Origin of the sequence: Mesobacillus selenatarsenatis SF-1, from assembly GCF_000813125.1 — a bacterium.
Classification (GTDB): domain Bacteria; phylum Bacillota; class Bacilli; order Bacillales; family Cytobacillaceae; genus Mesobacillus; species Mesobacillus selenatarsenatis.
Genome location: NZ_BASE01000034.1, coordinates 1 through 11234, shown reverse-complemented (window position 1 = coordinate 11234; position 11234 = coordinate 1). Strand labels below are relative to the sequence as shown.

Here is an 11234-nt window from a genome sequence, read left to right as displayed (position 1 = left end):
ACAGGTTTGGATGAAAAGGCAGAAAAGCTGTCAGAACATCGCCCAACTTCAAACAGGTTTGGATGAGAAAGCAGAAAAGCTGTCAGAACATCGCCCAACTTCGGACAGGTTTGGCAGGAAAGGAAGAAGAGTTGTCCAAACCTGAACCAAGTTATCAAACTATATATCTCTTAGCGCTATTCACAAGGTCCTCACAAACCCAATTGCAATATCACTACAACCCACTACATATCACCCTTAAGTTTAAAAAATCCTGCGACATATTCCCATTATTTATCAATCTAATTGAAAAATATTCTCAATTAACTATTGACTTTTTTTATATAAACAATTTAATATTTATATAGGTTAACTGATAATGATTATCATTATCTATCGATAGATAGATTAGGAGCATGGCCATGAAAAAGCGTTACTTGATTACATCTTTGATCTTACTTTCATTGCTTTCTCTCTTTGTAGGAGTAAGCAGAATCACCCCTCTGGAACTGCTGGATTTCCAATCGGAGGAAACGGAAATCTTCCTCATCAGCAGGGTGCCGAGGCTGATTGCGATCCTGCTAGCCGGGGCAGGGATGAGCATCGCCGGTCTGATAATGCAACAGCTCAGTCGCAATAAGTTCGTATCACCGACAACGGCAGGCACGCTCGATGCGACGAGATTGGGCATTCTTGTATCGATGCTGTTTTTTGCAAACGCGTCCACGATTGAGAAAATGCTGATCGCGTTTGTGTTCGCACTGGCAGGAACGTTTTTGTTCATGCAAATCCTTGACCGGATCAAGTTCAAGGACGCGATTTTCATTCCGCTTGTCGGGATGATGCTGGGTAATATCCTATCATCCATATCGACATTCTTTGCTTACAAAGCTGATGTCATCCAGAACATGTCCGCGTGGTTGCAGGGTGATTTTTCGATGATCATGAAGGGGCGCTATGAGCTGCTGTACATAAGCATTCCCATCCTGGTGATTGCCTATCTATTCGCAAATCGCTTCACGGTGGCGGGAATGGGAGAAGATTTTTCGAAGAACCTGGGGCTCGCCTACAAACGGGTCGTCAACATTGGATTGATCCTTGTCGCCCTGATTACGGCGACAGTCGTGCTTACGGTCGGAATGATTCCATTCCTCGGGCTAATCATTCCGAATATCGTCTCGATTTTCAAAGGCGACCACCTGCAAAAAACCTTGCCGCATACGGCTTTACTGGGAGCAAATTTTCTCCTGGTAACGGACATCCTGGGCCGCGTGCTGATCTATCCTTATGAGATTTCGATCTCCCTAATGGTCGGCGTCATCGGCAGCGGAATTTTCTTGTACCTGTTGTTTAGGAGGAAGGCATATGCGTAACTCAGTAAAATTACTTCTCCTTGTTTTAATTGCAATTGGTGCAAGCATGCTGTATTTATTCCATGACCTGAATGGCAGCTATGATTACGCCTTGCCTAAGCGGGTGATGAAGGTGGCAGCGATGGTGATCACCGGAGTGGCAATTGCCTATTCAACCGTCGTTTTCCAGACGATCAGCCACAACCGCATCCTGACACCGAGTATTATCGGACTTGATTCACTTTACATGCTGCTGCAGACGGTGTTGATTTTCTTCCTTGGTTCTGGTCATATAACAGTCGTCAATAAACAGGTGAACTTCATTTTAACAGTGGCAATCATGGTTGTGTTCGCCTTGCTGCTTTATCAGCTTCTTTTTAAAAAAGGGAATCAACCAATCTACTTTTTGCTGCTAGTGGGAATCATCGTTGGAACCTTTTTCTCCAGCATTTCCACGTTCCTGCAGGTGCTGATCGATCCGAACGAGTTCCAGGTTGTCCAGGACAGGATGTTTGCCAGCTTCAACAACATCAACACCGACCTGGTATGGCTGGCGATCGGCCTGATTGTCTTGCTGATTATTTATGCTTGGAGGTTCACTACCTACCTAGATGTGCTGTCACTCGGCAGGGAGAATGCGATCAATCTTGGAGTTTCCTATGATTCTATTGTAAAAAAAATGCTGGTGCTCGTTGCCGTATTCATTTCGATTTCCACTGCACTTGTTGGACCGCTGACCTTTTTAGGCTTGATTGTTGCGAATCTATCCTATCAAGCTTTCAAAACCTACAAGCACAGCGTCCTGATCAGCGGAGCAATTTTAATCAGCGTGATTTCCCTTGTTGGCGGCCAATGGGTCGTGGAAAGAGTCTTCACATTCTCCACCACGCTTAGTGTCATTATCAACTTCGTCGGTGGCGTCTATTTCATCTACTTACTGCTGAAGGAGAGTCGATCCTCATGATCACAGTTCGTTCACTGTCCAAATTTTACGGAAAAAAGAGTGTCGTCGAGGATGTGACCGTCAACATCCAGCGCGGCCAGATCACTTCTTTCATCGGACCGAATGGCGCCGGAAAATCCACGCTGCTCTCGATGGTCAGCCGGCTGCTCGATGCGGACTCCGGGGAAGTGCTCATCGACCAGACTGATGTTCGGAAGATGAAGTCGAATGAGTTTTCCAAGGTCGTCTCGATCTTGAAGCAGTCGAATTACATGAATGTTCGCCTGACGATTCGCGAGCTTGTGTCTTTCGGAAGGTTCCCTTACTCAAAAGGAAGGCTGACTGAGGAGGATGAGCGATTCGTCGACCAGGCGATCGACTACATGCATCTAACGGAAATGCAGGATAGCTATCTCGACGAACTATCAGGCGGTCAAAAGCAGCGGGCCTTCATCGCGATGGTCATCGCCCAAGACACCGAGTACATCCTGCTCGATGAACCATTGAACAATCTGGACATGAAGCACTCTGTCCAGATCATGAAAATCCTTCGACAGCTTGTCGATGACCTTGGTAAAACCGTTGTCATCGTCCTGCATGACATCAATTTTGCATCCGTGTATTCAGACCGCATCGTCGCACTGAAAGATGGCAAAGTAGTCAAGGATGGCCCAACAAGGGAAATCATCCAGTCAGAAGCGCTAAAAGAAATATACGATATGGACATTCCAATCCAGGAAATGAACAATTGCCGAATCTGCGTGTATTTTAAATCTTAATATAAAATTTAAATTTAACAATAACAAAGGAGAGTTTTACGATGAAAAAATTCAGTTTGTTAGCACTTGTTTTTGCAATGTTATTCGCCCTGGCAGCTTGTGGTTCTGAAGAAAAAGCAGAAACGACAGCAGCAGCAGGAAAAGACGAAGCGAAGGAAATGACGATCAAGCATGAGTACGGGGAAGCAACTGTCAAAAAGAGTCCTGAAAAAGTTGTTGTGTTTGATTTTGGTGTATTGGATACTCTTGATGAACTAGGCGTCGAGGTTACAGGCGTACCACAGGCAATCGTACCCGAATACCTTGGGAAATACGCTGGCAAGGAATACACAAATGTCGGCAGCTTGAAAGAACCTGATTTTGAAGCAATCCACGCGATGAAGCCAGACGTCATTTTCATTTCTGCAAGACAGGCTGAATTGTACGATCAGTTCGAGGAAATCGCTCCTACCGTTTTCGTTGGTATGGATTATACAAAATACATGGAATCCTTTGAAAAGAACATGAAGCTGATTGGTGAAATTTTTGAAAAAGAAGATGTTGTCACGGAAAAATTAGCGGATGTTAACAAGAGTATAGATGAAATCAATAAAGAAGCTTCTTCAGCAGAAGAGAAAGCATTGCTTGTGCTGGCGAATGAAGGCAAGGTCAGCGCTTATGGTGCCGGATCTCGTTACGGATTCATCCACGATGTATTTGGATTCAAGGCGGCAGATGAAAAAATCGAAGCATCGACTCATGGCCAGAGCATCACATTTGAATACATCCTTGAGAAAAACCCTGGAATCCTGTTCGTAATCGACCGTACTGCAGCTGTAGGAGGAGAAGTCGGAGCGAAGGAAACAATTGAAAACGAACTTGTGAAAAAGACTGATGCCTTCAAAAACGGCAAAATCATTTACCTTGATGGTACGAACTGGTACCTAAGCGGCGGCGGCTTGCAGTCAATGCAGTCCATGATCGAAGAAGTGAGGTCGGCATTATAATGTTCTATCAAATTAAAAGAATCCTCGTGAAAGAAGGACATTCCAGCAAGGTGATCGAGCGCTTTTCGAAAAAAGGCATGCTGATTGAACAGCAGCCAGGCTTCCTGGATCAACAGGTTCTCGTAAAAAAGAGCCGCAGAGGCGATGATGAAGTGTTGGTCATGATCAACTGGCAATCCGAACAGGACTGGAAGAACTGGGAGAAGCATCCCGACCATATCGCCGGACATAAAGCAAAAATCGGCCAGCCAAAACCGGATTATATTCTTGAATCCTCCCAGGATATTTATGATGTGATTTAAATGGAAGAGACTCAGAAATGGGTCTCTTTTTAATTTGAAAAAAAGAGCGTTTTTTTTCCAGTTCGCTATAAAAATAGAAAAGTCGCTATAAAACCGATTTTATCGCTATAAAATAGAAAATTTCGCTATAATATTTTTATTTTCGCTATATAAAATTAGAGTGCAATGATCTCTCCGCTAAAACATTGTGGTTCATCTTCTGAAATGAAGTGTTCTACTGTTTAAAGTCGTTTACAGTTACCTTTTTTGAGGAAAACGCATAAAAAGCATATGTTTTTCTATAGCAGCAACTCAATTTTAGCCAGAGGGATATTGTTTTGTACTAAATTCGTCACTGTCTGGTTTTGAATAATTTTGGCATCGTGATATTCTAAGTTGTGTAGATTTTCACAATCGTAATCATTGGAGGAATCATCTTTGGACGGCATAATTGGTTTGCTTGAGGAACCGTTAATTTTACTATTCGTCATATTGTTTCTTGGCTCGGCGCTAGGAGAAATTAAAATACGGGGGTTAAGCCTGGGAACATCCGGGGTGCTTTTGGCGGCAATGGTGTTCGGACATTTCGGCTATCAGGTGTCACCGGTCATCCAGCAGCTGGGCCTCGGCTTATTTATCGTGGCCGTCGGCTTGTCTGCCGGACCGCGCTTTTTCCGTATGATGAAAACGAGCGGGATTGTCTTTGGCATCATCAGTTTGTTGATTGTCCTGGTCGCATCGGTTACAACGATTGTCGTATCCAAGCTGTTTAACCTGTCACCGGCATTAAGCATCGGGATCATGACGGGGGCGCTGACAAGTACTCCAGGATTAGCAGCTGCACTTCAGGCAACAGGCGACCCACTCGCGTCTGTCGGCTACGGTATTGCCTATCCATTCGGAGTGCTAGCGGTTGTGCTGTTCGTGCAGCTTTTGCCGCGCGTGCTGAAGGTCGACTTAGCAGAGGATTTGAAAAAGAAATCGGGACCTGTGCGCAATGATGAGTCGCCTGAAGTTATGACAATCGAAGTCACGGATTCTTCTATTAATAAAAGAACCTTAAAAGAGCTTGAGTTCAATAAATATAATACGGTCGTCATCAGCCGCGTCATCCGCGGGGACAGGAATATCATAGCCCTGAATGATACGGTGATACTGGTGGGGGACAGGCTTGTTGCTGTCGGTTTACCGAGTGACTTGAAGAGACTGTGCCAGGATATCGGAAGGGAAGTCGAGACCAATTTCAAGAATCAAGATAATGTGCAGCTTCGAAAGGTAACCGTCGATTCACTGGACTTGATTGGAAAGACGATCAGGGAGCTTGAATTAAGGCGTACATATGGGGTGACGGTTACGAGGATTGAACGTGGCGGTTTTGAATTCAACCAGAATGCAAAATGGCGTCTGGAGCGCGGCGATGTCCTGACGCTTGTGAGCAGTGAAGACCGTTTGGATGATGTAGAAAAGCTGTTTAGCAGAAAGAAACTGACAGTTACGAATATCCATATCTTGTCTCTGAGCTTAGTGTTGCTCCTGGGTGTGCTGGCGGGAATGATTCCGTTTCATTTTCCGAAGCTCGGCACGATTACATTCGGCGTCGCCGGCGGACCGTTGTTCATCGCTTTAATCATCGGTCACTTTGGTAAGCTGGGCCCTATCCATGCGCGCTATTACCAGCCATCGAATCAAGTCATCAGAGATATCGGTCTGGTCCTATTCCTTGCAGGCGCTGGTACGACAGCTGGAAAAGGAATTGTTCAGGTTATCCAGCAGGAAGGTTTTAATCTTGTCATCGGCGGCGCGATTATCACAATCCTGCCAGTCGTAGCCGGCTTTTTCATCGCGAGGAAGCTTTTCCGACTCAGTATCATTCACTCACTAGGCGCATTGTGCGGTGGAATGACTAGTACACCCGGGCTCGGAGCCACCAACCAGTTGATGGCTTCCGAAGATCCCGCGATCGCCTACGCAGCCGCGTACCCATTCGCGCTTATATCAGTTGCGGTGGCATCACAGATTTTGGTTTTCTTTTTATAAAGCAAAAGAAGTCCCATTATCATCGAGATAATGGGACTTCTTCTTATTCTAGTAAATGGAGGTATTCTCCTTTTACTAAATGTACTTCTATTCGTTCTAATAACTAGACATATTCTTGTTCTAATAATAAAACCTAGTTCTACTCCAAAAACGGCTTGATCTTCGGAAACACCTTCAGGGCAGTATTGTAAAATACGTCCTCATGGTGCTCGGGCGGAATCAGATCCTTGATAAACTCGATATAAGGACCGACCGGAATAAGCGGCCAGTCTGTGCCGAACAGCAGCTTGTCGTATGAATCAGCAAACTCAAGCGCATGGCGCAGGTGGTCGAGGAAGCGTCCCTGGCTGCGCTTATCCAGCTCAGCCTTCGTTCCGACGATCAATCCTGACAAATCGGCAAAAACATTCGGGTTTTTATAAATAATCTCTGCCCCCGTCAATGTCCACGGATCCCCGAAGTGGGCCATCATGAAATTTACATCGCGGTGGTTGACCGCAACTTCGTCAATCGCCATCGGATGTGAATATTTCAAATAGCCTCGTTCCGAATAGGTGTCGCCGGTATGGAACACAACAGGGAGCTGGTATTTCGCCGCCAACTTGTAGACCGGTTCGTACACTTCGTCGTAAGCATAAAAAGGATAGTAGCCAAGATAGATCTTGATTCCGACCGTCTTCGGATTTTGAAGTTCTTTTTCGAGACGGGCAAGTGCTGTCTCATCCAGGTCATAAGGATTGACCCCGGCGCAACAAAAAATGTTGGCCGGAAGTTCTGCATCCATATCGAGTCCCATCGGCGTCCGGGCTTCATAATCCGGGAAACCCATCTTATCGGTTTCAGTCAGGCCCATGCCGATTCCGAGCACCACATTGGCCTCCTTGAACTCCCTTAGGATGCCAGCTGTTGAATAGTCGACGAATGACAGCTTCTGGGCTGTTTCATAAAAGGATTTGATTTTTGATAGATGTATATGAGCATCGATGATTTTCATGGTTTCTCCTTTTAAAATTGAAGTCTTCTCAGTTTTTTCAGCAAGTCGCCAGTCAGCCTGCGCTCATCAAAAAGCAGGAACAGGGGAGCGCTTTTTGTAAAATTCCCTTTATGTCTGGAGGCTAGCTGTAAAACTTCTTTATTGTTATACGCTTCTGTCGGATCAGCATCATTGTTCGGAATAACGTAGAGTTTTTCCTCAGAGCCCGAGGTAAAATACGAATCTCCATCCAGCAGCAAAGGAATTTCCTCGCTGCCTGCATGATATGCATGCGCCTGGTTGCTGCCGCTGACTGAAATCCTCACGTCGGTCAACTTGTCACCGCCAATGAACAGGTCTGTGATCCAAACTTCATGAGCAAGATTTTTGCCACCAGCGTCCTTCACTTCTGCAAAAGAAGCGACAACCGGCACGCCTGGTAGCATCAAATAATATTGCGCGTACTGTACGCCTTTCCACTGCTTATGCTCCTTGAACTCAGTGGTGATTGCGAGCCCGGACCATTTGTTGCCCTCACTGTCTGCTACCTCGACCACTTCAGCATGGCTGGTTTCTTTTAACAGTGAGAAGGTGTTGATTCCGTATGGCACAGTCTTCATTCCGCCAGCCCATGGATTCCACCAGCTCTTCGCCGTCAGCTGCGGGTAAGAGTGGTCGAGCCATTCATGGCCATTCACTTCCATTGAATAGATACCAGGGTAGAAATCTGGATCTGCCTTCAGCGTAATGACTCCGTTATCAATGTTGAAAGTGCCATCTTCCGTGCTAGCATTCACACAACCTGAAGGAGAGATTAGCAACTCCTTGAATCTAGCTTCCGTTCCGTTGCCTGTGTAAGTGGCTTCAAAAATGGACACTGGCTGTAGAGCTCCTGTTGGCACTGTCATAGAATGAGAGGTTTTCTCCATATCGGCGGTAACCCCGTGAATCTCATCTCTAATTGTTAATGTTCCATCAAGGTAGCTGTTTCGATGAGTTTTTAAAGTGAAAGTCAGGTCAGTATCAGGCTGGATGATAAGTTTCTCAGCTTTGAAAGTTAACTCGCTGATCGTTTCAGGTTTCTTTCGGACTTGCACTTGCTCTGCATAGGCGATGAACTCCTCAACATTCTGGAAAGCGCCAAGTGACAGCGTTATGGTTCCAGACACAGCTTTTGCACCCGGCTCCAGCTTTCCGAATTGGTCCTCGATGATAAACTGCCAGCTTTCAGGACCGGCATTGCTGCCCTCAGACCAGGTCAATCCAATCGGTCCCGACTGTCCTTTGGTAAAATACCAGTTTCCTGTGATTCTCTTTGTATCCAGCTCGCCAATTTCCATGATTCGATTTTCGGAGAAATGGACAACTTCACCGTCGAGCGGGAAGTATACTTGCTCCATCTCATGGTAGACAGGCTGACTGAAAGCTACATCAGGATGAATGCTTTCCCCTTTATTTTCAACCTCTGCCCATGTGTGGATGATCCCGTCACCAAACAAGCGGCAGGTCTGTTTTAAGACCAGTCCCTCCATCTCGGCAGATTCCAGAGTGATCTTCAGATCGATCGAAGAATCATTGATCTCCCAGGTGACCGAGGAAGGCTTCTTCTTGGTGAACTCCTGTGAATATGGTTTTCCAAGCTTAGGTGTCAAAAAGGCAAAAGGCTGATTCTTATTGTTGTTTCTGGCGGCAGACGTCAGCAGGTCCCGTTTGCGAACATTGATTTGTCCAAGGCCGTTGAAAATATGCCAGAAATCCTTCGATTCACCGCCGAATTTTTCGCCAAGACCTTTGAAAGCAACCGATATTTCCTGCTCAAAGGTTAGCTTTTGTCCATCTGCTTTGGTTGCTGCAATTGTCAGCTCAGGATTGTAAAATCCATGCTGTTTTACCGTTAAAGGAACAGACAGCGTCTTCCGTCCGCGTGCAGGGATTTCCACGGTGAACGTTTGCTGGGCTAACACGACCTGCTCATCTTCAGGAAAGTCTAATTCAAAAACAGCGTTCTCGTTCAAGTTATTGCTTATTTCAACATTAATAGATGTTTCTTTGTCCAGGAAAGATAGATTGCCAGAGTAGCTGGCCTCTATTTTTGCCGGGTTGATTGGGAAGATGCCAAGCTTTAACTCACATTCAAGCCCGTTGATCCACACTGTCGCCTTAATGCTCGGATGCGTCCGCCAGTTGCTCGGTTCTTCGCCTTTTTCCACAGAGAACGTGGCGGATATAGTAGTTTCATCATCTACCATTCGTTCCGCGTCGAAATCATACTTAATGCGTCCATTCTTCGTCCCATTTGCCTTGAAGGAAAGGGGAGCTTCACCCTTGTTCACGACATTGATCTCGAATTCCCGTTCTTCTTCCTGGATGACTTCATGGTCTGCCAATTTCATTTGCAGAATGAACTCATCTGTTTCAATCAAGCTGATGCCGCGGCTTGTTCGTTCGAATTGTACTCTCGCTGACGTGCCAGCGTTCTGCCAGCCATATTCGTAGAAAGTAAAGCCATTCTCCTTGGTTCCGTCCGGCTTTACTTCTATTAATCTTGTGCTGTCTCCATACCAATCTAGTTTTTCAAAGACCGGTTTTAAAAGCGGCGTGTTCAGGACCTGCGGAATGAAATTCATCAGGTGGGTTGAGTCATCCCTGTCCTCCCAGAAAAATCCGCACTTCTTATAAAGCGGAACGGCCTTCGTGTTCCCGGCCCAGGTGTAAAGGTCAAGTCGAGGCCAGCCTAGTTCCACCGTCTTTTCGAGTGCTTCAAGCAGGAGCTTCTTGCCGATCTTGTGCCCCTGGTAATCGGTCCTGACATTAAGCAGCGGGATATACAAGGATCCCGTATCCTCCTTGTACTCAGACAGTCCGCAGTATCCGACGACTTCCTCTCCGTCCAGAGCAAGATAAAGCTCGATGTTGTCAGAGTTCGCTTCCTTCTTTTTCACCTGCTCCTCCGTCATGACGCGAGTATCTCCGCCCCAACCGTCACGACTCAGATTCCACATTTTAGCGACCCCAGCCGCTAATCCTTCATGATATTTCTCAATTTGAATAACCTTGTTCAATTGTGCCACGTCCATTCTCCTCCCTAACTATGGGCCATCTTCCTTTTTCGTTAAAATAAGCTTCTTTTTTGAATTGTCCATGATCCTTAACCTCCTTTGATTTGATGGGAGTTTTTGCACTCCATATCCATCGTAAAGGTAAATTTTGCTAGAGTAAAGAAAATTTAGAATTTAATGTTTATTCATATTGAAACGTTGGCTTTCTTTTTTAGTTATAATGAGGAAAAGACTGTAAGATGGAGTGATGAAGTGTGGAGCAAAAAATCTATTGGGACATCTTAAGGTTTAATCGTAATGAAATTTATATTTCGGCAACAGACAAAGGCTTATGCTATGTTGGGTCACCAGAAGAAGACTATGAACACATGATAAAACGGTTTCCCGCTGCTGTTTTTGAAAAGAGCCCGGAAGCATTGAAACCATACAGGGATGAATTGACTGATTATCTTGAGGGGAAGCTAGTCGAATTTTCCTTGCCGATCGATGTAAAAGGGACGCCATTCCAGGAAGCAATCTGGGGTGCATTGAGGGAAATCCCTTATGGCGAGACTTATACATATTCAGATATAGCAGAAAAAATCGGCAAGCCTGCGGCTGTAAGAGCCGTTGGAACTGCCATTGGGGCTAATCCAGTCCTGATCACCGTCCCCTGTCATCGCGTCATCGGAAAAAATGGAGCGATCACCGGGTATCGAGGCGGAATCGCAATGAAACAGCATTTGTTGGAGTTGGAGAAAGCGTATTGTAGAAGTTAATGTTCCCGGTTTTGTCGCTTGGAGATGAGACGGGTCACATAAAAAGGATATATGTTCCCGGAGTTGGTGTTTGGAGAGGAAACGGGT

Annotated in this window: 9 protein-coding genes; 7 read left to right on the top strand and 2 right to left on the bottom strand. The window is 45.7% G+C overall.

Annotated elements, in window-relative coordinates; all coding sequences use genetic code 11:
* The first annotated feature begins 401 nt into the window (after positions 1 to 401).
* From TY49_RS07590 to TY49_RS07565, 6 genes are all read left to right on the top strand, one after another.
* Entirely contained in the window at positions 402 to 1352 is a 951-nt protein-coding gene (locus TY49_RS07590) for an ABC transporter permease (protein ID WP_041965307.1), read from the top strand.
* Positions 1345 to 2295 carry an iron chelate uptake ABC transporter family permease subunit gene (locus TY49_RS07585; protein WP_041965306.1) on the top strand — a complete coding sequence of 317 codons (951 nt, stop codon included), beginning with the start codon at positions 1345 to 1347 and terminating at the stop codon, positions 2293 to 2295. Before TY49_RS07590 ends, TY49_RS07585 begins: the two co-directional genes overlap by 8 nt.
* Positions 2292 to 3053: an iron ABC transporter ATP-binding protein gene (locus tag TY49_RS07580; RefSeq protein ID WP_041965305.1), complete on the top strand. Its 762-nt coding sequence runs from the start codon at positions 2292 to 2294 to the stop codon at positions 3051 to 3053. Before TY49_RS07585 ends, TY49_RS07580 begins: the two co-directional genes overlap by 4 nt.
* 41 nt (positions 3054 to 3094) lie before the next feature.
* Positions 3095 to 4039: a siderophore ABC transporter substrate-binding protein gene (locus TY49_RS07575; RefSeq protein WP_041965304.1), complete on the top strand. Its 945-nt coding sequence runs from the start codon at positions 3095 to 3097 to the stop codon at positions 4037 to 4039.
* Complete coding sequence (locus TY49_RS07570; protein ID WP_041965303.1) at positions 4039 to 4341, top strand: antibiotic biosynthesis monooxygenase family protein; 303 nt, start codon at positions 4039 to 4041, stop codon at positions 4339 to 4341. Before TY49_RS07575 ends, TY49_RS07570 begins: the two co-directional genes overlap by 1 nt.
* Before the next feature lie 417 nt (positions 4342 to 4758).
* The gene (locus TY49_RS07565) at positions 4759 to 6357 is read left to right on the top strand and encodes an aspartate:alanine exchanger family transporter (RefSeq protein ID WP_052442124.1); all 1599 of its coding nucleotides are present in this window, start codon (positions 4759 to 4761) and stop codon (positions 6355 to 6357) included.
* Between the two features lie 139 nt (positions 6358 to 6496).
* On the opposite strand, the gene TY49_RS07560 is transcribed toward TY49_RS07565, so the two are convergent.
* Both TY49_RS07560 and TY49_RS07555 read right to left on the bottom strand, forming a co-directional pair.
* A complete protein-coding gene (locus TY49_RS07560) occupies positions 6497 to 7351 on the bottom strand; it encodes an amidohydrolase family protein (RefSeq protein ID WP_041965302.1) in 855 nt (284 codons plus the stop codon).
* An 11-nt stretch (positions 7352 to 7362) separates the two neighbouring features.
* Entirely contained in the window at positions 7363 to 10401 is a 3039-nt protein-coding gene (locus TY49_RS07555; RefSeq protein ID WP_052442123.1) for a GNAT family N-acetyltransferase, read from the bottom strand.
* Between the two features lie 242 nt (positions 10402 to 10643).
* Between TY49_RS07555 and TY49_RS07550 the strand changes: the two genes are divergently transcribed.
* The gene (locus TY49_RS07550; protein ID WP_084135420.1) at positions 10644 to 11147 is read left to right on the top strand and encodes a methylated-DNA--[protein]-cysteine S-methyltransferase; all 504 of its coding nucleotides are present in this window, start codon (positions 10644 to 10646) and stop codon (positions 11145 to 11147) included.
* Positions 11148 to 11234 lie beyond the last annotated feature (87 nt).